This window comes from Streptomyces bicolor (assembly GCF_000719285.1).
Classification (GTDB): domain Bacteria; phylum Actinomycetota; class Actinomycetes; order Streptomycetales; family Streptomycetaceae; genus Streptomyces; species Streptomyces bicolor.
The window spans coordinates 80719-103967 of the sequence record NZ_JOFS01000011.1 but is presented as its reverse complement, the minus strand read 5'-3'; the positions used below and the strand labels follow the sequence as shown (position 1 = coordinate 103967).

At 73.3% G+C, this 23249-nt stretch carries 24 protein-coding genes; 19 read left to right on the top strand and 5 right to left on the bottom strand.

Translation table 11 applies throughout. From position 1 onward, the window contains the following. Nucleotides 1–223 precede the first annotated feature (223 nt). The 5 genes from IF78_RS0117355 (at nucleotide 224) to IF78_RS0117335 (ending at nucleotide 3943) form a co-directional block, all read left to right on the top strand. A complete protein-coding gene (locus tag IF78_RS0117355; RefSeq protein ID WP_031482314.1) occupies nucleotides 224–1330 on the top strand; it encodes an NAD(P)/FAD-dependent oxidoreductase in 1107 nt (368 codons plus the stop codon). Between the two features lie 214 nt (nucleotides 1331–1544). After that, entirely contained in the window at nucleotides 1545–2234 is a 690-nt protein-coding gene (locus IF78_RS0117350) for a hypothetical protein (RefSeq protein WP_031482311.1), read from the top strand. After that, nucleotides 2231–2518, top strand: a complete 288-nt coding sequence (locus IF78_RS0117345; protein ID WP_031482309.1) for a BON domain-containing protein — start codon at nucleotides 2231–2233, stop codon at nucleotides 2516–2518. Before IF78_RS0117350 ends, IF78_RS0117345 begins: the two co-directional genes overlap by 4 nt. Beyond that, nucleotides 2515–3282, top strand: coding sequence for a metallophosphoesterase family protein (locus IF78_RS0117340; protein WP_031482307.1), 768 nt, complete (start codon nucleotides 2515–2517; stop codon nucleotides 3280–3282). Before IF78_RS0117345 ends, IF78_RS0117340 begins: the two co-directional genes overlap by 4 nt. Before the next feature lie 133 nt (nucleotides 3283–3415). Next, nucleotides 3416–3943 (top strand): hypothetical protein, encoded by a 528-nt coding sequence (locus IF78_RS0117335; protein ID WP_031482305.1) that lies wholly within the window; start codon nucleotides 3416–3418, stop codon nucleotides 3941–3943. 278 nt (nucleotides 3944–4221) lie between these two features. Here the strand turns inward: IF78_RS0117335 and IF78_RS0117330 are convergent, their stop codons facing one another. Further along, a complete protein-coding gene (locus IF78_RS0117330; RefSeq protein WP_031482303.1) occupies nucleotides 4222–5484 on the bottom strand; it encodes an MFS transporter in 1263 nt (420 codons plus the stop codon). Nucleotides 5485–5854: 370 nt separating this feature from the next. Beyond that, the gene (locus IF78_RS0117320; protein ID WP_031482298.1) at nucleotides 5855–6418 is read right to left on the bottom strand and encodes a hemerythrin domain-containing protein; all 564 of its coding nucleotides are present in this window, start codon (nucleotides 6416–6418) and stop codon (nucleotides 5855–5857) included. A 359-nt stretch (nucleotides 6419–6777) separates the two neighbouring features. Here IF78_RS0117320 and IF78_RS0117315 point away from each other — a divergent pair, with 359 nt between their 5' ends. The 12 genes from IF78_RS0117315 to IF78_RS0117260 all read left to right on the top strand — a co-directional run bounded on the left by IF78_RS0117315 (nucleotide 6778) and on the right by IF78_RS0117260 (nucleotide 19226). Further along, nucleotides 6778–7764: an NAD-dependent epimerase/dehydratase family protein gene (locus IF78_RS0117315; protein ID WP_031482296.1), complete on the top strand. Its 987-nt coding sequence runs from the start codon at nucleotides 6778–6780 to the stop codon at nucleotides 7762–7764. Nucleotides 7765–7805: 41 nt separating this feature from the next. Beyond that, nucleotides 7806–9440, top strand: coding sequence for a carbamoyltransferase family protein (locus IF78_RS0117310; RefSeq protein WP_031482293.1), 1635 nt, complete (start codon nucleotides 7806–7808; stop codon nucleotides 9438–9440). Beyond that, nucleotides 9437–10432, top strand: coding sequence for a glycosyltransferase family 2 protein (locus IF78_RS0117305; protein ID WP_031482291.1), 996 nt, complete (start codon nucleotides 9437–9439; stop codon nucleotides 10430–10432). The genes IF78_RS0117310 and IF78_RS0117305 overlap by 4 nt, the downstream gene beginning before the upstream one ends. After that, nucleotides 10429–10986 (top strand): D-glycero-alpha-D-manno-heptose-1,7-bisphosphate 7-phosphatase, encoded by a 558-nt coding sequence (locus tag IF78_RS0117300; protein ID WP_037640689.1) that lies wholly within the window; start codon nucleotides 10429–10431, stop codon nucleotides 10984–10986. The genes IF78_RS0117305 and IF78_RS0117300 overlap by 4 nt, the downstream gene beginning before the upstream one ends. Next, nucleotides 10983–11990, top strand: a complete 1008-nt coding sequence (locus IF78_RS0117295) for a glycosyltransferase family 9 protein (RefSeq protein WP_031482287.1) — start codon at nucleotides 10983–10985, stop codon at nucleotides 11988–11990. The genes IF78_RS0117300 and IF78_RS0117295 overlap by 4 nt, the downstream gene beginning before the upstream one ends. Then, entirely contained in the window at nucleotides 11987–12949 is a 963-nt protein-coding gene (locus IF78_RS0117290; RefSeq protein WP_031482285.1) for a glycosyltransferase, read from the top strand. The genes IF78_RS0117295 and IF78_RS0117290 overlap by 4 nt, the downstream gene beginning before the upstream one ends. After that, complete coding sequence (locus IF78_RS0117285) at nucleotides 12946–14181, top strand: glycosyltransferase (RefSeq protein ID WP_031482283.1); 1236 nt, start codon at nucleotides 12946–12948, stop codon at nucleotides 14179–14181. Before IF78_RS0117290 ends, IF78_RS0117285 begins: the two co-directional genes overlap by 4 nt. Beyond that, a complete protein-coding gene (locus IF78_RS0117280; RefSeq protein WP_031482281.1) occupies nucleotides 14178–14858 on the top strand; it encodes a D-sedoheptulose-7-phosphate isomerase in 681 nt (226 codons plus the stop codon). The genes IF78_RS0117285 and IF78_RS0117280 overlap by 4 nt, the downstream gene beginning before the upstream one ends. Further along, the gene (gene rfaE2, locus IF78_RS0117275) at nucleotides 14855–16309 is read left to right on the top strand and encodes a D-glycero-beta-D-manno-heptose 1-phosphate adenylyltransferase (RefSeq protein ID WP_037640685.1); all 1455 of its coding nucleotides are present in this window, start codon (nucleotides 14855–14857) and stop codon (nucleotides 16307–16309) included. The genes IF78_RS0117280 and rfaE2 overlap by 4 nt, the downstream gene beginning before the upstream one ends. Nucleotides 16310–16373: 64 nt before the next feature. Further along, nucleotides 16374–17393, top strand: coding sequence for a glycosyltransferase family 9 protein (locus IF78_RS0117270; protein WP_031482278.1), 1020 nt, complete (start codon nucleotides 16374–16376; stop codon nucleotides 17391–17393). Next, nucleotides 17362–18306, top strand: a complete 945-nt coding sequence (locus IF78_RS0117265; protein WP_051827962.1) for a glycosyltransferase family 2 protein — start codon at nucleotides 17362–17364, stop codon at nucleotides 18304–18306. The genes IF78_RS0117270 and IF78_RS0117265 overlap by 32 nt, the downstream gene beginning before the upstream one ends. Continuing rightward, nucleotides 18303–19226, top strand: coding sequence for a glycosyltransferase family 2 protein (locus IF78_RS0117260; RefSeq protein ID WP_031482274.1), 924 nt, complete (start codon nucleotides 18303–18305; stop codon nucleotides 19224–19226). Before IF78_RS0117265 ends, IF78_RS0117260 begins: the two co-directional genes overlap by 4 nt. Before the next feature lie 17 nt (nucleotides 19227–19243). On the opposite strand, the gene IF78_RS48900 is transcribed toward IF78_RS0117260, so the two are convergent. Then, nucleotides 19244–19417, bottom strand: coding sequence for a hypothetical protein (locus IF78_RS48900; protein ID WP_167348317.1), 174 nt, complete (start codon nucleotides 19415–19417; stop codon nucleotides 19244–19246). A 314-nt stretch (nucleotides 19418–19731) separates the two neighbouring features. On the opposite strand from IF78_RS48900, the gene IF78_RS0117250 reads away from it, so the two are divergent. Both IF78_RS0117250 and IF78_RS0117245 read left to right on the top strand, forming a co-directional pair. Beyond that, nucleotides 19732–20949 (top strand): polysaccharide pyruvyl transferase family protein, encoded by a 1218-nt coding sequence (locus IF78_RS0117250; RefSeq protein ID WP_051827960.1) that lies wholly within the window; start codon nucleotides 19732–19734, stop codon nucleotides 20947–20949. 28 nt (nucleotides 20950–20977) lie between these two features. Beyond that, entirely contained in the window at nucleotides 20978–22429 is a 1452-nt protein-coding gene (locus tag IF78_RS0117245) for an FAD-dependent oxidoreductase (protein ID WP_031482270.1), read from the top strand. On the opposite strand, the gene IF78_RS49720 is transcribed toward IF78_RS0117245, so the two are convergent. Together IF78_RS49720 and IF78_RS49715 are read right to left on the bottom strand one after the other, a co-directional pair. Then, entirely contained in the window at nucleotides 22412–22945 is a 534-nt protein-coding gene (locus tag IF78_RS49720) for a right-handed parallel beta-helix repeat-containing protein (protein ID WP_031482268.1), read from the bottom strand. The genes IF78_RS0117245 and IF78_RS49720 overlap by 18 nt on opposite strands. Then, nucleotides 22939–23244 carry a glycosyl hydrolase family 28-related protein gene (locus IF78_RS49715; RefSeq protein WP_031482266.1) on the bottom strand — a complete coding sequence of 102 codons (306 nt, stop codon included), beginning with the start codon at nucleotides 23242–23244 and terminating at the stop codon, nucleotides 22939–22941. The genes IF78_RS49720 and IF78_RS49715 overlap by 7 nt, the downstream gene beginning before the upstream one ends. Nucleotides 23245–23249: the final 5 nt, after the last annotated feature.

Below are 23249 nucleotides of genomic sequence, written 5' to 3'. Positions count from 1 at the left end.
AGGGGCCGGCCTGGACGTCGGCGTTTCTCCCGTCACTTGGCACTCGCCTCGGCGTCTGTCCGATCAGCGTTACCTCACGTGGCCATCTTTCACAGAACGCACACCTCGCCTCAGCAACCTCTTTAAGTTTCAAGCGCTACGCTCGCCGACAGGGGAGTGGCCAACGGCGGCCCACCCGCCGTGCGCCCGCTCCTTCTTCCCCCACCAGCACAGGAGACCGGGCGTGCTCGACGGCGACGTAGTGATCATCGGCGGCGGCTATGCCGGCGTCCGGCTGGCCAAGCGACTGGACGCGACGGCGCACGTCACGCTCGTGGACCGCAAGGACGTCTTCTTCCACCGCATCGCCTCCCTGCGCGCGGGAGTTCGGCCTGACTGGTCGTTCACCCCCTTCATCCCGTACGACCGGCTGCTGACCAACGGCCGCGTGGCCGTCGGCAAGGCGGTTCGCATCGACACCACCGAGCGCCAGGTGGTGCTGGCGACGGGGGAGCGGCTCCCGTACGACGTGCTGGTGATCGCCACCGGCGCCGACTACCCCGAACCGGCCCGCTTCACCGGCACCACCGCCGAGGAGGCGGCGAAGTCCTTCGCCACGCACCAGCAGCAGATCGCCGGCGCCGAGCACATCCTGGTCGTCGGCGGCGGGCCCTCCGGAGTCGAGCTCAGCGCCGAGATCCGCCTCGCCCGGCCGGACGCCCGGGTCACGCTCGCGCACTCCGGGCCGGAACTGCTGCATTCCACGGGCAGCACACGGGCCGGGCGCAAGGCGCGAACCTGGCTGGAGTCCCACGACGTCGAAGTGCGGCTGGACGCCTTCATGTCGCCCGGGTTCGACTTCGGCACCTATCGCGACGCCCAGGGCCACATCATCGAGGCCGACCACTCCTTCTGGGCGACCGGCACCACGCCCAACACGCTCTGGCTGCGGCTGGCCGGGCACGGCGACTGGCTGAACCCGACGGGCCATGTGAAGGTCGACCAGGCGCTGCGCGTCCAGGGATGGCTGGACGTGTTCGCGGTCGGCGACGTGAACGACGCCACCGAGCTCAAGATCACCCCGGCCGCCCTCGCCCAGGCCGACCTGGCCGCGCACAACATCCGCGCCTACCTGAAGAGCGGCGGAAAGCACCGCAAGGAGCCCCGCTTCTACCGGCCGGTCCACCGCACCCCGATCATCGTCCCGTTCGGCCCGGCCGACGGAGTGACCCTGCTGCCCGTGCCGGGCGGCGAGACGGCGGTACTCGGCAGCCGCACCACGACCCTGGCCAAGGCGAAGACGCTCATGACGCCGTTCATGAGACGCCAGCTCGGCTACACCGCGGCCTGAGCGGACGCACGGGCAAAACTGGGCCGGGCCCGACGGCACTCCAGCCGTGGGCCCACCGACGACCGTGCGCGTCGACAGCGCGCCGTGCGAAGGCCTGGAGTATCGAAGGCACGCCGTATCGAAACCGGGCGGGTCGGGTACTCGGGGGTTTTCCGAGCCCGCCCGGGCCCGACAGGGGCCCGCGCCGGACGGCCGGACGGCGAACGGAGTCGGCATGATGCGCAACCGGGAGCGTGCGACGCCCACTCGGCAACCCGGGTCTCCCGATCTGCGCCCGGTCGCGGAGGCACCGCCTTCGGTGAGGGAATCGCAGCCGCGGAACAACCAGGAACTGCCCCGTGATCGCAGCCAGGCGATTCTCGAGGCGGCGAAACAGGTGGGCGCCCTGTTGAAGCGCAAGGGGCACCGCTTCGCCCTGGCCGGCAGCGTCGCCGTGTACGCGCACGGCGGGAGCGGTCATCTGCAGCACGACGCCGACTTCTGCGTATGCCGCTCCGACGCCGAAGCGGTGGCGGACACCCTGGCCGAGGCCGGCCTGACGGTCCGTACCCCGCCGGAGGACTGGCTGATGAAGACCACGTGCCTCGGGCAGGACGTCGACTTCCTCTTCGAGCTGGCGCACCGCCCCGTTACCACGGACCTGCTGGCCCGAGCCGAGGATGTCCCGGTCGACTCCGTGCACATGCCCGTCCTGCCGCCGACGGATCTCATGCGGGGCCTGATCGAGGCCTTCTCCGAGCACTACTGCGACTTCGGACCGGCGCTCGCCACCGCCCGCGCCCTGCGCGAGAAGGTCGACTGGGAGGACCTGCGCGGCTCCTGCGGGGACGAACCGATGCCCGCCGCGTTCTTCTTCCTTCTCGAACGCCTGAACGTCATCGCCCCGCGGGAGGAGCCCCGATGAGCGAATACGCCGCCAGGCCCGCGCCCGGCGCCGGTGGAGGGGGGAACCTGGACTACCGCGTGGCCCATCTCGCCGAGCACCTTGCCGCCGGGGACCTCGGCGAGCTGGGTGTGCGGATCGAGATCCGCGGCGCGGCGGTCCTGCTGACCGGCACCGTACCGTCCGAGCAGTGTCGTGACGACGTCCTCCGCATGGCCCGCGAAGAGCTGCCGGGCACCCCGGTCCATTGCGACATCGTGGTCGCGGACACCGCCGCGCCCGATCATGCCGAGGAGGTCGAATGATCCGGATAGCGGCCGTCGGGGACATCCACATGGGGCCCGAGAGCAAGGGCCTGCTCCGTCCCTCGTTCGACACCCTGCCCGACTGCGCCGACGTCCTGCTGCTCGCCGGGGACCTCACCCGCCACGGCACCCCGGAGGAGGCGCGGGTGGTCGCGCGCGAGATCGAGGGCCTGGCGGTCCCCGTCGTCGCGGTCCTGGGCAACCACGATCACCACGCCGACTGCCCCGACGAGGTCAGCGCCGTGCTCCGGGACGCGGGCGCGCAGGTCCTCGAAGGGCAGGCGACCGTGGTGGGCAACGACCACGCGCGCATCGGCGTGGCCGGCACGAAGGGTTTCGGCGGCGGATTCGTGGGGCGCTGTGCCGGTGAGTTCGGCGAGCCGGTCATGAAGGAGTTCGTCCGGTACTCGCGTCGGCGCGCCGACACCCTGCTGGCCTCCCTGCGGGAACTGGAGGGGCAGGACTGTGACGTACGCATCGCCCTCACGCACTTCTCCCCGGTGCCGGACACGCTGGCCGGTGAGCCTCCCGAGATCTACCCCTTCCTCGGCAGTTACCTGCTGGCCGAGGCGATCGACACGGCGGGCGCCGACCTCGCGGTGCACGGGCACGCGCACCTGGGCACGGAGCACGGCATGACCAGCGGTGGTGTGAAGGTGCGCAACGTCGCACAGCCGGTCATCGGCCGGGCGTTCCACGTCTACCATCTCGCGCGGCCCGAGCGGGTACCGCCCGTCGGCACCGAGGACCGGACCCTGGGCTGAACCGTCGCCTCGCAGTGTGGGCCAGACCACGCCGCTCATCGGCCGGCAGGCGTATTCGCGGTGTGGGGCGGCGGGCTACCTTTTGATGAACCCCGTTCATCTGATGGATCCCCGTACTTCGGACGGCTCGGCAGTGCTCGCAGATCTCTCCCCGCTCATCGCGGCGACCACCCAGTGGCTGACACGTTCCTACCCCGCGTCCGGCGGCGCGCTGGCCGCTGCCCTGGGCGAGGTGCAGGCCCGGCAGGCCGTCACCGTCGCGGCATGGCTGCGCTACCCGACGTCGACGGACGCCGCGCTCGTCGGGATGGCCGGCCCCGGCGGCTCGGCCGGTCTGGACTGGATCACCGGCGCGGACGCGGCCGTCCATGACGCGGAGGACGACTTCGCCTGGCGCACCTGGGTCGACGAGGTCGTGGCCAGCTGGGCGGCGTGCCTGCTCACCGACGGCGAGCTGGCCCGGCTGGCGGTCGCCGCGATCGCCGACGGCGGCCACACGACCGGCGTGCCGGTGGAGTTCCGGCGCCTGGTGTCCCCCGACACCCGCGACCGCCAGGCCGCGGCGCTGCTGCGCCACCCCGACCTGCTCGCCCCCGTGGCGGCCCTGCACCGTGTGGCGCTCCAAGAGCGCCTCGGCCCGGGGCAAGCGCTCATCGCCTGAGCCTCCCGGGCGCGCCACGGACGGATCCCCGGCCGGTGCAGCCCGGCGTGCCGCGAGCAGCGACCGTACGGCTCGTGCCCACGACCGGCCTGCCGGCCCCTGGCCGCCTCGCTCGCAGCCACATGCCCCGAGCGACCTCCCGACGAACGGCCCAGGGCGGAGAAACCCCCCAGCGCCCTGCACGCCGACGCGGCGCAGATCGCGGCGGCCCGAGGGCGTCGCCACGCTGCTCGCCGGCACTCAGCAGGTGAAGAGTAGGCCCGCGTCGCGCCTCCCCGTCAGGCGGCCGTGCCGAGGGCCTCGCGCTCGGTGACGTCCCCGTCCTTGGTCGGCAGGGTCACCGGCGTCGGCACCCGGCGGGTCCGCAGGACGAGGCCCGCTCCGATGGTGACCGCGATGATCAGCCCACCCGTCACCAGGGCACCGCGGGCCCCGGCCAGCTCCATGAGGAGTCCGAGTGCCGGCGGGCCGCCCAGGCCCCAGGCCGTGCCGATGCTGCTCCACACGCCGAGTACACGTCCCCGCAGGTGGGCGGGCGGGTCGGTCTGGAGTACGGCGGTTCCGGCGGTGTCGGACACGGACTCCACGACGGCCATCGGCAGGACCATGACGAGCAGCACCGCCAGCGACGGCGACAGCCCCGCCGCCACCTGCAGCAGACCACCCGCGGCCGCCAGCGTGCCCACGAGCCGGACGGAGGGCCGCCGCAGCCGGGCGCCGAGGACCGCGCCCAGGATGCCGCCGACGGCGAGAACCGTGGAGACGGTGCCGAAGGCGCCCGCGCCGCCCGCGAGCGGCCCGGTGACGAGCACGGCCAGGGTGAGGCCGTAGTTGCGGCCGAAGACCGAGCTGAGCCCGGTGACGGCGGCGAGTGCGACCAGGCGGGGCCGACGCGCGAAGAAGAGCAGGCCCTGGCGCACGGTCATGTCCGGATCCGTCTTGCCGCGCTCGCGTCCGGGAGCCGCGCGCAGCCGCGTGGCGTGGCGGACCGCGCCGGGCGCCGGGCGCAGGAACGGGATGACCGAGGCCACGAAGAGGAACGACAGACCGTTCGCGGCGTACGCGGCGGCCGTGCCGAGGAAGCCGACCGTCAGACCCGCCAGTGCGGTGCCCACGAGCCGGCCCGCGTTGTGCACCAGCGCGCCCACGCCGATGGCGGAGGGGACGTCCTCCACCGGAACCAGATCGTTGCCCAGCAGGGCGCACGCCGGTCCGTCGACGGTGGCGATCATGCCGGTCACGGCGGCCAGCACCATCAGGGAGGTCATGTCGAGCTGGTCCAGCGCCACCAGTACAGCCGTGGTGAAGGCGACCGCGCCGAGGAGTGCCTGACTGACGGCGGCCGTCAGCTTCAGGGACCAGCGGTCCACGGCCGTGCCGCCCAGCAGGCTCATGAACAGGGCGGGAGCGGCCTGGACGGACATCGAAAGACCCGTCGCCGCGGCGGAGCCGGTGATCTCGAGGACGAGCAGGTTCTGCACCGTCAGCTGCATCCACGTGCCGGCGTTCGACAGGAAGTTGGCGACGGACCACCAGCGCATGCTGCGGTACCGCAGCGACCGCCAGGGCGAGCGGGACGCGCCCTTGGACGGGACGGAAGCGGTTTTCGGCGCAGGCGGGGGCAGGGCAGGGGTGGTGGAAGACACAGTGCGGGTACCCGACAACCAGGAGGAGTCAGCGGAGGGACCGGGGAACCGGGATCACCGGCTGCGTTGCGCGGCGGGTTCCACCGAGTCGGTCACGGCGCGGACCATCGTTACAGACCAGACCCCCGAGTCGACGACGCCTGCCCTGCGCCGCATCGCCGTTCGGGGGTCAACTGCCCGGGAAAATCCCGTATTTGGTTGATCGAGTGTGGTTGCTCACAGCCCTCGGGCGGCCGGCCCGCACGGCCGTCCACCCGGGTGGGGGTCAGTCCTTCTTGCCGCGTCCCGTCAGCGCGTCGCGCATGCGGTCCACCATGCCGACACCCGGGGCCAGCAGCTTGTTGGCCGGCGGCTTGTCCGGGGCGGACGGGTGCGGGCGGGTCGGTGCCATCTTCTTCGCCTGCCGCACCTTGTCGCCCAGCTCGTCGAGGGTGCTCGCGGAACATGCCGCCCGCAGCTTGGGGAAGAGGTTCTCCTCCTCGTCGGCGATGTGCGAGCGGATCTCGTTCATCAGCGTCCCGATGAGCCGGTCGAACTCGGGATCGTCGGCGTCGCACCCCTCCAGGTCCTTCATGATCTGCTCGGCCTTGGAGTGATCGTCTATCTCCTTGTCGGCCAGGGCGTCCCCACCCGCCACGTGCTCCCGCACGGCCGGGTACAGATAGGCCTCCTCGGCGACCGAGTGCCGGACCAGCTCGATCGTGGCCTGGTCGGCGTACACCTTGCGGTCCTTGTCGCCGGTCGGGAGCCCCGCGATCCGGCCGAAGAGCTGCTCGACCTCGCGGTGATCGGTCACCAGCTCGTCGATGACGTTCCCACCATGACCCATGTCCTTCACCTCCACCGTCAACGGCGGTCCGGACGGATCCGCCGCGGCTCCGAGTGCCCTCGGTCGGCGTGCTCACACGGGGAGTCGCGACTGTCTGCGAACCGTCGCATAGTGGGAATCAACGTGTGAAAACAACTGGCACGGGAACTACGTGTCACAGCGTCGCCGGACTGGCGACCCGCCAGGGCGGTCCTGCCGCTCCGCGCACCTCACCGACATGTTCTTTCACTCTCGCTCATAGCTCCGGGAAAGCCCGTAAGTGCTTTCCGCAGCTCCCGGAAAACCCTCTTGTGCCGCGCCGTACGCGCGTGCCGGGCGCCGACCGCCTGACGCCTCCGTGCGCGGACGAAGGAAGTCCCATGAACGCTCTCTCGTCATGTACATGGCAGCGCGCTCTGGTGACAGGCGGCGCCGGCTTCCTCGGCAGTCATCTGTGCGAGCGCCTGCTGAATTCAGACGTCGAAGTCGACTGCGCCGACAACCTGTCCTCCGGCTCGCGCGAGAACATCGCGCAGCTCGAAGGGCGGCGCGGCTTCCGGTTCGTCGAGTGCGACGTCGCGGCGCCCGACGCCCCACAGCGACTGCCGGGGCCGTACGACCTGGTCCTGCACTTCGCGTGCCCCGCGTCACCGGCCGACTACCTGCGGCTGCCCCTGGAGACGCTCGACGTGGGCAGCCTGGGCACCCGCAACGTACTGGCCGTGGCCGAGCGTGACGGAGCCCGTTTTCTGCTCGCCTCGACGTCCGAGGTCTACGGCGACCCCCTGTGCCATCCGCAGCGCGAGGACTACTGGGGCAACGTCAATCCGGTGGGCCCGCGCAGTGTGTACGACGAGTCCAAGCGGTTCGCCGAGGCGCTGGTCACCGCTCATGTGCGGGAGCGGGACGCGAACGCGGGCATCGTCCGCCTGTTCAACACCTACGGCCCGCGCATGCGCGCCCACGACGGGCGCGCCGTGCCCACCTTCGTCAGTCAGGCACTGGCCGGCGAACCGCTGACGGTGGCGGGTGACGGCCGTCAGACGCGGTCCCTGTGCTACGTCGACGACACGGTCGACGGTGTCCTGCTGGTCGCGGCGAGCCACTCGGTCCGCCCCGTCAACATCGGCGGCAGCGACGAGGTCACGGTCCGCGAGATCGCCCAGCGCGTGGTCGAACTGACGGGATCCTCCTCCCGCATCGTGTACGTCGACCGCCCCACCGACGACCCGCAGCGCCGCCGCCCCGACACCGGCCTGGCGCGTGAACTGCTGGGCTGGACGCCCCGCGTGCCCTGGGAGGAAGGCATCAAGCAGACCATCGCCTACTTCGCCACGGCGCAGTCCGCGGCCGATCCGGCGCCGTAGACGAGACAGCACCCTTCCCCTACGCCGCACGGAGGCAACGCATGCGTGTCCTGGGAATCAACGCCCTCTTCCACGACCCCGCCGCAGCGCTCGTCATGGACGGCAGGATCGTGGCAGCGGCGGAGGAGGAACGCTTCAGCCGGCGCAAGCACGGCAAGCGACCCGTCCCCTTCTCCGCCTGGGAACTGCCCGAACTGTCCGCCCGATGGTGCCTGGAGCGGGCCGGTCTGACCCCGTCCGACCTGGACGCGGTCGCCTACTCGTACGACCCCCGACTCGCCCGTCCAGCAGAACAGTTGGGCGTGTACGACCCCTGGGACCATCTGCGTCAGGAATACGCACGCCGCGCCCCCGAGTTCCTCGCCGAGGCCCTGCCGGGACTGGACCCGGACAAGGTCCGCTTCGTCGCCCACCACGTGGCGCACGCCGCCTCCGCCGGGCAGGCCGCCCCGTATCCCGACAGCGCCGTGCTGGTGCTGGACGGGCGCGGCGAGTGCGGCTCCCACCTCGCCGGCCGCTACGCGAACCGCGAACTCACCGTGCTGGGCTCGCAGTCGCTGCCCGACTCGATGGGTCTGTTCTACGAGGACCTCACCCAGCACCTCGGATTCCTGCGCAGCAGCGACGAGTTCAAGGTGATGGCGCTCGCCTCCTACGGAAAGCCCCGCTTCCTCGACCAACTGCGCCACTACGTCCACCTGGACGACCACGGCGGATTCCGGGCCCGCCCCGTCCCCTGGGGGACGCTGGTCCCGGCGCGCCTGCCGGGTGGCGCCTGGACGCGGGACCACGCCGACATCGCCGCCAGCGCGCAGGCATGCCTGGAGGAGGTCCTGCTCGGCCTCGCCCGGTGGCTGCACGACCGTACCGGTGAGGACGTGCTCACGCTCGCGGGCGGAGTGGCGCTCAACTGCGTGGCCAACACCCGGCTGTACCGGGAGACACCCTTCCGCCGTGTCTGGGTGCAGCCCGCCGCCGGAGACGCCGGCACCGCACTCGGCGCCGCGCTGCATGTCGCGAACCAGAAGGAAGCCGTGGAGGCCATGCCGACCGCCGCCCTCGGCCGCGGCTGGAGCGACGACGAGCTGCGCGCCTGGCTGGAACGCGCGGCCGTGCCCTACGAGGAACCCGACGACATCGCCGAGACCGTCGCCGCCGAACTCGCCGGGGACGGCATCGTGGCCTGGTTCCAGGGCCGCAGCGAATACGGACCCCGGGCCCTCGGCCACCGCTCACTGCTCGCCCATCCCGGCCGCGCGGCGAACCTGGAGCGCCTCAACGCGGTCAAGGGCCGGGAGGAGTTCCGCCCCGTCGCCCCCATGGTCCTGGCCGAGCGGGCCGCCGAGCTCTTCGACGGGCCGCTGCCCAGCCCGTACATGCTCTTCGTGCACGACGTCGCCGAGGAGTGGCGCGACCGCATCCCGGCCGTCGTCCACGTGGACGGCACGGCCCGCATCCAGACCGTGGACCGGCAGGACGAACCCCTGGTCGCGCGCGTGATCGACGGATTCGAGCGCCTCACCGGACTGCCCGTCGTGGTCAACACCAGCCTCAACACCGCCGGACGGCCCATGGTCGACGATCCGCGCGACGCCCTGGAATGCTTCGGCTCCGCGCCGGTGGACCTGCTCGCCCTCGGACCGTTCGCGATCCGGCGGAAGAAGGTGTTCGCATGACCGACGCGCCCGCCTACTCCGTCGTCATCCCGACGATCGGCCGGCCCTGCCTCGCCGACTGCCTGCGCGCGCTCGCCGCGGCCACCGGCCACCCGCCCGACGAGGTCGTCGTGGTCGACGACCGCCCCGACCCCAGCGGCGAACTGCCCTTGGAGGCCGCCGGCGAACTGCGCGGACGACTCCGCAGCCTGCGCACTGGGGGCCGCGGTCCGGCGGCTGCCCGCAACGCCGGCTGGCGCACGGTCCGTACGCCCTGGACCGTCTTCCTCGACGACGACGTCCAGGTGCTGCCCGACTGGTCCCGCCGCCTGGCCGACGACCTCCGTGCGGCCGGCGCCTCCACGGGCGGTATCCAGGGACGCCTGCGCGTGCCCCTGCCCGAGGACCGCCGTCCCACCGATTGGGAACGCGGCACGGCCGGGCTGGAACACGCCGCCTGGGCCACGGCCGACATGGCCTACCGGACCGCGGCACTGGTGGACGTCCAGGGCTTCGACGAGCGCTTCGGCCGGGCCTTCCGGGAGGACGCCGACCTGGCGCTGCGCGTGCGCGAGGCCGGGTGGTCGCTGCACCGGGGCGGGCGTACGACACGCCACCCGGTGCGGGAGGCCGACCGCTGGGTGTCGGTGCGGGCCCAGCGCGGCAACGCGGACGACGCCCTGATGACCCGGCTGCACGGCCCCGACTGGTGGGCGCGCGCCCAGGCACCGCGCGGCCGACTGCCCCGGCACGCCGTCGTGACGTCCATGGCGCTCACGGCACCCGCCCTCGCGTTGGCCGGCCGGCCCCGCGCGGCCGGTGTCGCCGGCGCCCTGTGGGCGCTGGGCACGGCGGAGTTCGCCCTGGCCCGCATCCGGCCCGGGCCGCGCACCCCACGGGAGATCACCACCATGGTCGCCACCAGCGTGGTCATCCCGCCGCTCGCGATACGCCACTGGCTCGACGGCCTGATACGCCACCGGCGGGCGACGGCCCTGAGGAGCACGCCGTGAACCCGCGGACCGGTCAGCACACGCGCGTCGCCGCCGTCCTCTTCGACCGCGACGGCACCCTCGTCGAGGACGTCCCCTACAACGGCGACCCCGCCCGCGTCCGCCCACTGCCCGGCGCCCGGCGGGCAGTTGAGCTGCTGCGCGGCGCCGGTGTCGCGACCGGCGTGGTCAGCAACCAGTCCGGTATCGGCCGCGGACTGCTCACGGAAACCGACGTACGCCGCGTCAACGACCGAGCGAACACACTCCTCGGCGGACTCAATACCTGGGTCTACTGCCCGCACGCCCCCGAGGCGGACTGCCCCTGCCGCAAACCTCGGCCGGGCCTCGTCATCGAAGCCGCACGACGCCTGGGTGTGGCCCCCTCGCAGTGCGTGGTGATCGGCGACATCGCGGCCGACATCCAGGCCGCGCACGCCGCGGGCGCCCAGGGTGTGCTCGTGCCCAACGCGGCCACGCTGCCGGGCGAGGTCGAAGCCGCGCCGAGCACGGCCCCCGACCTGCTCACGGCGGTGCGGCGGATCCTCGCCGAGACCCGGGGTGATCGCCCGTGAAAGCACTGGTCGTACGCCTCGACAGCTTCGGCGACGTGCTGCTCGCCGGGCCCGCGGTCCGGGCCGTGGCGGCACACTCCTCCCACGTCACGATGGTGTGCGGACCCCGCGGCGAGCCCGCCGCGCGACTCCTGCCCGGCGTCGACGACGTGATCGTGTGGGAGGCCCCGTGGGAGGGCTTCGACCCGCCCACCGTCCAGGAGGCAGACCCCGACGGTCTCGTACGGCGCCTGAAGGAAGAGGCGTTCGACACCGCGCTCGTGCTCACCTCCTTCCACCAAAGCCCCCTGCCCACCGCCCTGTTGCTACGCCTGGCCGGCGTCCCGCGCATCGGCGCCGACAGCGTGGACCACCCCGGCCGTCTCCTCGACGTACGGCACCGGCGGCTGCCCGGCCGGCACGAGGTCGAGGCCGCCCTGGACACCGCGGCCGCGATGGGCTTCCTGCCGTCCCCCGGGGACGACGGCCGGCTGCGCGTGCTGCCGCCGCCCGACACCATCGCGCTCACCGGCAACGGCCCCTACGTCGTGCTCCACCCCGGCGCCAGTGCCGCCGCCCGGGCCTGGAGTCCCGAACGCTGTGCCGAGACCGTCGAGTTGCTCGCCGACGCGGGACACCGGGTCGTCGTCACCGGAGGCCCCGACGAGACCGGCCTCACCCGGAAGGTCAGCGGCGACACCGCCGTCGACCTCGGCGGCCGGACCGATCCGCGCACACTCGCCGGAATCCTGCGCACGGCCGACGTCGTGGTCTGCGGCAACACCGGCCCCGCCCATCTCGCCGCCGCCGTCGGCACACCGGTCGTCTCCCTGTTCGCGCCCGTGGTCCCGGCGGAGCGCTGGGCACCGTACGGCGTACCCGGCGTGCTCCTCGGCGACCAGCACGCACCCTGCGCGGACACCAGGGCCCGGCACTGTCCCGTACCCGGCCATCCCTGCCTCGACGAGGTCACGGCCCAGGACGTCGTGGCCGCGGTGCACAAACTCCTGGGGGAGTCCCCATGAACATCCTTGTCTGGCATGTGCACGGGTCCTGGCTGACGTCGTTCGTCCAGGGCGCGTACACCTTCCTCGTCCCCGTGACGCCCGACCGCGGCCCGGACGGCCTGGGGCGGGCCAGGACCTGGCAGTGGCCGCCCAGCGTAAGGGAGTTGAGCCCCGCCGAGCTGCGCGGAACCGACATCGACCTGATGGTGCTGCAACGGCCGCACGAACTCGACCTGGCCCGGCGGTGGACCGGCCGCCGCCCCGGCATCGACGTACCGGCCGTGTACGTCGAGCACAACAGCCCGCACGAGACGCCCGTCGACACCCGGCACCCGCTGGCCGACCGGTCCGACGTCCCCCTCGTGCACGTCACCCACTTCAACCGGCTGATGTGGGACAACGGCCGTGCGCCGACCACCGTGATCGAGCACGGGATCATCGACCCCGGACACCTGTGGACCGGCGAGGAGCCGCGCGCCGCGGTCGTCGTCAACGAGCCGGTACGGCGCGGACGTACGACAGGAACCGACCTGTTGCCCGCGTTCGCCCGCGCGGTGCCGCTGGACGTCTTCGGCATGCGCACCGAAGGCCTCGCGGACCATGTCGGACTTCCGCCGGACCGCCTGCGCAGCCGGGACCTGCCGCAGAGCAGGCTGCACCCGGCGATGGCGCGCTGCCGTATGTACCTCCACCCCATCCGGTGGACGTCGCTCGGGCTGTCCCTGCTGGAGGCGATGTTCCTGGGGATGCCCGTCGTGGCACTGGACACCACCGAAGTGCGCGAGGCCGTTCCGGAGGGAGCCGGAGTGGTGTCCAACCGGCTCGAGGTGCTGCAGGACGCCATGCGCGGATTCCTCGCGGATCCCGTGGACGCCCGGCTGACAGGGGAGGCCGCCAGGGCCGCGGCACAGGCCCGCTACGGAGAGCGGCGCTTCCGGGACGACTGGGAGCGCCTGATCAAGGAGGTCACCCGATGAGCACCAGCCACCCCTCGGCCGGCCTTGTCGCCATGGTCTCCGAGCACGCCAGTCCGCTGGCCGCGCTCGGCGGGCCGGACGCGGGCGGACAGAACGTCTACGTGGCGCACCTCGCCGGGCGACTGGTCCGCCGGGGACACGAGGTCATCGTGTACACGCGGCGTGACGACCCCCGGCTGCCGGAGCGGGTCACCACACCCGACGGATTCCAGGTCGTCCATGTCCCCGCAGGACCGGCGGCACCCATACCCAAGGACGAACTCCCGCCCTACATACCGGAGTTCGGCGACTTCCTGGCCCGCGAGTGGGCGGCGGAGCCACCCGACGTGGTGCACGCCCACTTCTGGATGTCCGGCTGGGCGGCGCTGGCCGGGGCGCGCGGCCTCGGCGTACCCGTCGTGCAGACCTACCACGCGCTCGGCACCGTCAAGAGGCGCTACCAGGGCGCCGCCGACACGAGCCCGCGCGACCGCATCGCGATCGAGACCGTCGTCGGCCGGGAGTGCAGCCGCATCATCGCCACCTGCAAGGACGAGGTCGCCGAACTCGAGGCCATGGGCCTGTCACGGCAGCACATCTCCGTCGTCCCCTGCGGTGTGGATCCCGACCGGTTCGCGCCGGTCGCGGGGATCCGCAGGCCACGGTCCGCGCCCCGGCGGCTGCTCGCCGTCGGCCGGCTCGTCCCCCGCAAGGGCTTCGACCGCGCCATCCGCGCCCTGGCCGACGTCCCCGACGCCGAACTCCTCATCGCCGGCGGACCCGAACCCGCCCTGCTCCTCGCCGAGCCCGAGGCCGAGCGGCTGCGCGCCATCGCCGACGAGTGCGGCGTCGCCGACCGGGTGACACTGCTGGGCGGGGTGGGCCGCGAGCGGATGCCGGGGCTGATGTCCAGCGCCGACCTGGTGCTGTCCCTGCCCCGCTACGAGCCGTTCGGCATCGTTCCGGTCGAGGCCATGGCCTGCTGCGCGCCCGTTCTCGCCACCGCCGTCGGCGGGCAGCTCGACACCGTCGTGGACGGCGTCACGGGCGTCCTGGTCCCGGCCGAAGACGACCACGACATCAGCGGCACCATCCGCCGTCTGCTGGCCGACCCGGAGCGGCTCGCCCGCTACGGCGCCCAGGGGCGTCGCCGTGTCCTCGCCCGCTACACCTGGGACCGCGTGGCCGAAGGCGTCACCGGTGCCTACAGCGCCGTCTCCACCGTCCCCTCGCTCTCGGGAGCCCTCCGATGAACCTCGCCACCGACGTCACGCACTGCGACGACCTGATGAAGGCACTCGAAGGATTCCGCGGTTACGCCGGGCCCGTGGTCCAGCGCTGGGGCAGCTCCCTCGCCGCCCGCCTCGGGACGGGGGCCCGGCTTCTCGTCGCGGGCAACGGCGGCAGCGCGGCACAGGCCCAGCACCTCACCGCCGAACTGGTCGGCCGCTACCGGGACGACCGCCCGCCGTTCTCCGCGCTCGCGCTGCACGCCGACACGTCCGCCACCACCGCCATCGCCAACGACTACGGCGTCCAGGAGATCTTCGCCCGGCAGGTCGGGGCACACGGCCGCGCCGGGGACGTCCTGGCGCTGCTGTCCACCAGCGGCGCCAGCGCCAACCTGCTCGTCGCGGCGAGCGAGGCCCACCGCCTCGGCATGACCGTGCTGGCGCTCACCGGCCCCGCGCCCAACCCGCTGGCGGGCGCCGCGGACGAGGCCCTGTGCGTCGAGGCCGCGACCTCCGCGACGGTGCAGGAGCTGCACCTCGTGGCCGTCCACATGCTCTGCGAGGCCTTCGACCAGGCGGTCGAACGCCGGGCGGCATGGGAGCGGCGGCACCCGGCCGTCGAACGGGCCGACACGGTGGAGCGACGGCACCGGCCCCGGGAACGCTGGGCGTTCCTCACGGAGGAGGAGGGCGTATGACCGCCCCGGCCCCGCTGCTGGTCGTCGGCGACGCCCTGCTCGATCGCGACGTCTGCGGCCGGGTCGAACGGCTGGCCCCCGACGCGCCCGTACCCGTGGTCAGCGGATCCCGGCACAGTACCCGCGCCGGTGGCGCGGCGCTGGCCGCCTGCCTCGCCGCGGCCGACGGCCGCCCGGTCACCCTGGTCACCGCGCTGGGCGACGACCCGGACAGCGCGACCCTGCGCAGGCTCCTGTCCGGCCGGGTCGAGCTGGTGGAACTCCCGCTCACCGGGGCCCTGTCCAGCAAGACCCGGGTCCTCGCGGACGGCCGCCCGCTGCTGCGCCTGGACGACGGCGAGGGAAGAGCCCGGGAGGCAACGCGGGAGGCGGTCCGGGCGGTCGCCGAGGCCGGCGCCGTGCTCGTCGCCGACTACGGCCGGGGCACCGCCGAGGTGCTGCGTGAGGCGCTGGCCGGTGCCGCGACGCGGGTGCCCGTCGCCTGGGATCCGCATCCCCGTGGCCGGCCACCGGTACCCGGGGTCCGGCTGGCGACGCCCTCCGCCGCCGAGGCACACGCCTTCGCGGGCGCCGCCGCCGATGCCGAGGAGGCCGAGCACAGCAGCGAGCTGCACACCGCGGCGCAGGACGCCGGACGGCTCGTCCAAGCGTGGCGGGTGGCCTCGGTGGCGGTGACGCTCGGCGGGCGCGGCGCGCTGCTGTCGCACGGCGCGACACCGCTGCTGGTGCCGTCGCCGGTCACGGCCGAGGGCGACGCATGCGGGGCCGGGGACCGGTTCGCGGCGACCGCCGCCGGGCTCCTGGCCGACGGCGAACTCGTCGAGACGGCCGTGCGGGAAGCCGTCCACGCCGCCACCCGCTATGTCGCCGAAGGGGGCGTCCGGTCCCTGGCCATGGACACCGCGCCGACCGAACCGGCCCGGCCGCCCTCCGACGCCGAACCCACAAACGACGCCCTGCGCACGGCCGCCCGGGTGCGGGCCGCGGGCGGGACCGTCGTGGCCGCCGGCGGCTGCTTCGACCTGCTGCACGCCGGCCATGTCTCGCTGCTGCAGGCGGCCCGGCGCACCGGCGACTGCCTGGTGGTGTGCGTCAACTCCGACGCGTCCGTACGCCGACGCAAGGGCGACGGCCGACCACTGGTGCCGGAGGCGGACCGGATCCGGGTGCTGCGCGCACTGGAGTGCGTCGACGCGGTCGCCGTGTTCGACGAGGACACACCGGAACGGCTCCTCGGCGAGCTGCGCCCGCACATCTGGGCCAAGGGAGGCGACTACGCCCTGGCCGGCCTGCCGGAGGCACCGCTCGTGGAGAGCTGGGGCGGCCAGGTCGTCCTCTTCCCCTACCTCGACGGCCGCTCCACCACGGGCATCGCCGAGCGAGCGGCCCTGGCCCCCCGGACGACGGGCACACGGCCGAAGGTCGCCGGAGGCGGACGGAGGCCACGGTGAACGACCCCCGTCGAGCGGACGGAGGCCCCGGTGGCCGACCCGTGCCGAGCCGAAGGAGGCGACGGTGAGCGATCCGCCCGGGCGGCGCCGCGTACTGGTGCTGCGGGCGCTGGGCCTGGGCGATCTGCTGGCCGGTGTGCCCGCGCTACGGGGCGTGCGGCGGGCCTTCGCCCGGGATCACGTCGTACTGGCGCTTCCGCCCGCACTCCGCGAGGCGGCCCTGGCCACCGGAGCCGTCGACAGCGTCCTGGCGGCCGAGGCACCGGGCCGTGCCGTGCCGTCCCTGGACCACTGGGCCGGGCCGCCGCCGGACGTCGCCGTCGACCTGCACGGCAACGGACCCGAGAGCCGCGACGCGCTGGCCGCCCTCGAACCCCGTCGGCTGCTGGCATACGCCGAGCCGGATGACGGCCGCGTCCGGCCCCTGGTGTGGCGGCCCGAGGAGCACGAGCGCGTGCGATGGTGCCGCTTCCTCGGGGCCTACGGCATCCCCGCGGATCCCGACGACGTACGGCTGCCCCCGCCCGCCGCGCCCTCCCCGGCGCCGCGCGCCGTCGTCGTCCATCCGGGCGCCGAGTCCGCCTCCCGCCGCTGGCCGGCCGAGCGGTACGCCGTCGTCGTACGGCGGCTTCGAGCATTCGGCCGTCGCGTCGTCGTCAGCGGCGGACCCGCGGAGGACGCGCTGGTCCTGGACGTCGCCGAACGCGCCGGTCTGCCCCCGGGCGACCTGCTGCGCGGCGGGCTGCCGTTCGGGGAGCTGTCGGCGCTCGTCGCTCATGCGGCGCTCCTGATCAGCGGCGACACCGGCCTGGCGCATCTCGCGGTGGCCCACGGCACGCCGTCCCTGACCCTCTTCGGCCCGGTCTCTCCCAGCCAGTGGGGACCACCGCGCGCCGAGCGCCATATCGCCCTGTGGAAGCCCGGCCCACCGGGCGATCCGCACGGGGCGGTCCCCGACCCGCAGTTGCTGCGGATCGGCGACGAAGAGGTCGTCGCCGCCGCACAAAGACTGCTGCGGGCCGAGCAGCCGACCACGCAGCCAAGGAGAGGAGATGACGTTCGTGGCACATCAGTCCGCTCTTGACGCGCCGCCGGTTCGTGCGGACGGCCCCGACGGGCGCGTCACGGTCGCGGTGATCACCCGCGACCGCCCCGCGAGTGTGCTGCGCACCCTGGACGCCCTGGCCGCCCTGCCCGAGCGGCCGCGCGTGATCGTCGTGGACAACGGGTCGGACGACGCGACCTGCGCCGCCATGCGCCGGCATGCGGCGGCAGTCCGGCTCCTCAGGCCCGACGAGAACACCGGTGCGCTCGGCCGCAATCTCGCCGTGCGGCACGCGGACACGCCTTACGTCGCGTTCAGCGACGACGACTCCTGGTGGACCCCCGGTGCGCTGCGGCAGGCGGCCGACCTGCTCGACGCGCATCCTCGGCTCGGCCTGCTCGCCGCCCGCACACTCGTCGGCCCCGACCGGGCCGAGGACCCGCTCAACGCGGTGCTCGCGGCCTCGCCCCTGCCGCACGAGCCCGACCTGCCCGGCCGTCCGGTGCTCGGTTTCCTGGGCTGCGCCTGCGTGGTGCGCCGGGACGCCTTCCTCAGGGCGGGCGGCTACCACCCGCTGCTCTTCTTCGGCGGGGAGGAGACCCTGCTCGCCTACGACATCACGGCCGCCGGCTGGGGCGTGACCTACGAACCCTCACTGACGGCCCGTCACCTTCCCGAGCCCGGAGGCCGCGACGGCCGCAACCATCTGGTGCGGCGCAACGAAGTGCTGACCCTGTGGCTGCGCCGCCCGCTCCCGGTGGCCCTGCGGGCCAGCGCGCGCCTCGTGACCTCGGCCGTCGCCGGTGAGCCCGGCGCCCGCCGGGCGCTGCGCGAGGTGCTCGAACGGTGGCCCGCCGCCGTCGCCCGGCGCAGGTGCCTGCCGGCCCACGTCGAGCAGGCGGCCCGGTTGCTGGACACGGACACACCGGAGCAGGGAGGCAGGCCCGCATGAGCACAGGCGACCCGGCGCCCGCCGTCCCGGACGGCCGTACGACGGTGGTGGTGATCACCCACAACCGGTGCGCGGAACTCCTGCACACGCTCCGGCTCCTGCGGGAGCTGCCCGAGCGGCCACAGGTCATCGTCACCGACAACGCCTCGACCGACGGAACCGCCGAAGCGGTCCGGAGCGACTTCCCCGACGTCGTGCTGCTGCGGCCCGGCCGCAACCTGGGCGCGATCGGACGCAACCTGGCCGTGCGCCGGATCCGTACCCGCTACGTGGCCTTCTGCGACGACGACACCTGGTGGGAACCGGGCAGCCTGCGCCGGGCGGCGGACCTACTCGACGAGCGGCCGGGACTCGCCTCGGTCACCGCCCGCATCCTCGTGGAGCCGGACGGCACGGAGGATCCCGTCGTGCCGGAACTCCGGGAGTCCCCGCTGACGGGGCCCGACTGGTTGCCGGGCCCGGCCCTGGGCTCCTTCCTCGCGGCGGCCACCGTGATGCGCACTGACGCCTTCCGGGCCGGGGGCGGCTTCCATCCGGGCCTGTGGCTCGGCGGCGAGGAGGAACTCCTGGCCACCGATCTGCAGCGGCAGGGCTGGTGGCTGAGCTATGCCGAGGAACTGACCGTCCATCACCGGGCGTCCGTGCTGAGGGACAGCACGGCACGCAGGGTCGTGGGGCTGCGCAACACGCTCTGGTTCACCTGGCTGCGCCGCCCGCTGCTGCCGGCCCTGCGGCAGACGGCCCACCTGATGGCCACGGTCCCGCACGACATGGCCTCCGCCCGGGCCTTCGCCCGCGCGGCGGCCGGCCTGCCGTGGGTGCTGCGGCAGCGCGACCCGGTGCCGCCGGAGATCGAGGGCAGGCTTACGGCACTGCAGCGCGCACGGCGTTCGTCGCCGGCCCGCAGGTACGTCGGATGACAGCGGTGCCGACGCCGTCAGGCCTTCCTGTCGGGCCCGTCGACGCCCTGGTCGGTTTCGGCGGCGTCGTCGCGCTCGCCCTCCGCCTGGGAGGGCGTCGTGTACTCCGGAGCAGGGTGATGCGCCCAAGGGGTCTCGGCGTCCTCGCGCTCGCCCTCGGCCTGCGACGGGGTGTGGTGGCTCACGCTCATCGTGGTCCCTCCTGCGCACGGGACGGTCGGCCTGCCCTCCCCGGGGGCGGGGGAGGGACCCGGCATGTCGAGCGCAGGAACGGGTACCCCCTCGCCCACCGGTGACACGGTGCCGCCTGCATGCGTTGCCGCCGCACGGCGGGTACCCGTCAGGCCCTGGCACGGCTCGGCGGCGGAAAGGACGGGCGGTGCGCGAGCACCCATACTGTCCCTACGGGCACAGCCCTCGGCCCGTATCCCGCCGCCGTGCCGGACCGGCGGCCACCGGAAAAGCCTCGTGGGCACCGCCCGCCTCCTTCGAACGGGAGTTCCGGATGACGATCAACCAGCAGCCGTCGCCCGTCACGCCGGATCTGCGGATCGGCCTGCTCGGCTCGTACGGCGGGTGCAACATCGGTGACGAAGCGATTTTGATGTGTGTGCTGAGCTGCCTGCGCGCCCACCGGCCGCAGGCCCGGCTCGTGGTCTTCAGCCGCAACGCCGACCACACCCGAAGCCACCAGCCCCAGGCCGACGAGGTGGTCGACTGGGAGGGCGTCCCGCAAAGGCCCGTCCTCGACGCCCTGGCCGGACTGGACCTGCTCGTGCTGGGCGGCGGCGGGATCCTGTACGACGGGGAGGCGCGGCGCTATCTGCGGCTGGTGAAGGCGGCCCACGAGCGCGGCGTGCCCACCTTCGCCTACGCGGTCGGCGCGGGTCCGCTGCGCGAAGCGGACGACCGGGAGGCGGTGCGCACCGTGCTGCCGCAGATGACCGATGTCGTGGTACGCGACGAGGAGTCACGGCTCGTCCTGGAGGAGGTCGGCGTCGAGTGCGAGCTCACCGTCACCGCCGACCCGGCGCTCATGCTCACCCAGGAACCCTTCACCGAGGAGATGATGCGCCGGGAGAGCCTCCCGACCGATGGCCGGCTGGTCGGGATGTCCGTGCGCGAACCCGGCCGGGCCGCGGAGAAACTCGACGAGGACGGATACCACGCGCTGCTCGCCGACGTCGCCGACTTCCTCGCCCGGCGCCTGGACGCACAGGTGGTCTTCGTGCCCATGGAGCGCCAGGACGTCCGGCACGCCCACGGCGTGCTGTCCCGGATGAGCGCCCCCGACCGGGGCCGCATCCTGAACAACTCCTACAGTCCCGGCGAGGTCCTCGGCTTCATGAACCACCTGGACATGGTCGTCGGCATGCGCCTGCACGTGGTGATCTTCGCCGCGCTCGCCGGCCTGCCCGTCCTGCCACTGCCGTACTCCGGCAAGGTCTTCGACTTCGCCCGCCGTACGGGGGCACCGGCGCTGGTCGGTGTGGCACGGGAACAGGCTGGGCTCCTGCTCGCCGAGGTGGACCGGCTCTGGGACGAGTTCCCGCAGCGGCAGAAGAACCTCAACGCCCGGGTACAGGAACTGCGGTCCCTGGCCCGGGACACGTGCGCCCGTTGCGGAGACCTGCTGGACTCCATCGACGGCGGCGCGCGCGACGAACGGCCGGCGCAGGACGCGAACCTGATCCTGACCCGGGCTCCCGGACAGCCGACCTGAGGGACGACACCCGTCGACGGGAGAAGCGATGCCGATCCTGGAACCTCCGCGCCCCGCGCGCACCGTCACCCTGCCTCCACGGGCGGCCCGCCACGGCGGCCGTACGGACGTCCTGGTCGTCGGCGGCGGCCCGGCCGGCACCGCGGCCGCCTACGCGGCGGCCGACGCCGGTGCCGATGTCGTCCTCGTGGAGCGCTACGGCTTCCTCGGCGGCAACGCCACGGTGGCGCTGGTGATGCCGCTGATGTCGTTCCACAACGAGCAGAAACAGGCGGTGTTCGACGAGGCCGGACACGACGCCCGGCTGCTGCCGACGGACCACGGCGAGGGCGAACCGGTGGTGGCCGGATTCCTCTGGCTCCTGCTGGACCGGCTCACCGCACGCGGCGGCTGCATCCCGCCGTCCCCCGACACCGGCTACACGGTGCCCTTCGACCCGGAGATCTACAAGCTCGTGCTCCTCGACCTGATGGACCAGGCGGGCGTGCGCATGCTGTTCCATTCCTTCGCCTCCACCGCGCTGCCCCTCGACGACGGCTGGCGGGTCGTCTTCGAGACCAAGTCGGGCCCTGTGGTGATAGACGCCGGTGTTGTCGTCGACGGCACCGGGGACGGCGACATCGCCGCCGCCTGCGGGGCGCCGTACGAGATCGGCAGGCCCGAGGACGGGCTCGTGCAGCCGATGACGCTGATGTTCCGTGTCGTCGACTTCCTGCAACCGCAGTTCTCCGAGTACGTCAGCGAGCATCCCGACCAGTGGCGGGGCGTGCACGGCCTGTGGGACCTCGTCCAGGAGGCCACCGAGGCGGGCGGACTGCGCCTGCCCCGCGAGGACATCCTGTTCTTCGGCACCCCGCACCCCGGCGAGGTCAGCGTCAACAGCACCCGGGTCACCCGCGCCCTCGGCACCGACGTGTGGGACCTCAGCCGCGCCGAGTACGTCGCACGCCGCCAGATGGAGCAGATCGGCCGCTTCCTGCAGCGGAAGGTGCCCGGATTCACGAAGTCGTACGTGGCACAGAGCGGCGTCCAGATCGGCGTACGGGAGACCCGCCGCATCCTCGGCGATTACCACCTCACCGGCCACGACATCCTCGCGGCGCGCGCCTTCCCGGACGCCGTCGCCCACGGCGCCTACCCCGTCGACATCCACAACCCGAGGGGCAGCGGCACCGTCCTCAAACGCGTCCCGCGCGGGCACTTCTACGACATCCCCCTGCGCTGCCTGCTGCCCCGGGACACCGACCGCCTGCTCGTCGCCGGGCGCTGCATCTCCGGCTCGCACGTGGCGCACTCGTCCTACCGCGTCATGCCCATCTCGATGGCGACCGGCCAGGCGGCCGGGGTCTGCGCCGCACTGGCCGTCCGCCTCGACCGCAGTCCCCGCGAGGTGCCGTATCACCTCGTCCAACGGGCGCTACGACGCCAGGGCGCCCACCTGCGCCTCGAACCCCGGGAGCCCCTACCGCAGCGCCGCTGACGGGTGGAGGAACGGGTACCCAGCCACGACGGCGCCGCAGACGCACGAGAAGCCGTGCGTCTGCGTCCCGGGCCGCTGGTCGTCCCAGGCCCGGTTGTCACTCACCTGCGCTCCGCTGACCGCTGCGGCGATCGTGACTCCGGCTGCCGGACCGGAGGAGTCCGGCAGCCGGTACGCCGAGCCCGCCCCGGGTGTGCCGTCGGTCCAGGCCGTGCCCGCGCCCGGGCGCACGAGGGCCAGGGCCAGCCGGGTTGATGTGTTGAACGTGACGACGGCGCTCTGCCTGCCGACACGGATGCCGTCCAGGGCGTTGTCCCGGATGTCGTTGGATTCCAGCACGAGGTTCGCGACCGGCTCCTGGCCGCCGCCGGCGAGGTTGTGCTCCCAGTAGCCGTAGCGGCCGTTGTCGCTGATGCGGTTGCCCCGGAAGGCGTAGGGACCGGGGGTGTTGCCGCCCCGATGCCGTCGCGCACGTTTCCGTCGATCACGCAGCCCGTGACGATGCCGCGTCACCACGCCCGAGCCGTCGATCTCGAAGCCGGCGGGACCGGTGTCGTCGGGGCATCGGGATTGCACAGGACGAAGCAGGTGGCGCCCCGGTCGGCGCCGATCAGCGACACGCCGCTGCGCCACACGACGCCCTGGTCGCGGATCACGTAGCGGCCGGGCGGCACGCGGATGACGCGCGGTTGGCCGTCCGCCTCGCAGGCCGCCCCCAGCGTGTCCACCAGCTTCGCGAGCGCCGGTCGGTCGTTGGTCGTGCCGTCGCCGACCAGTCCGTGCTCCTGGGCGTCGACGGTCAACAGCATGGACATCGGCC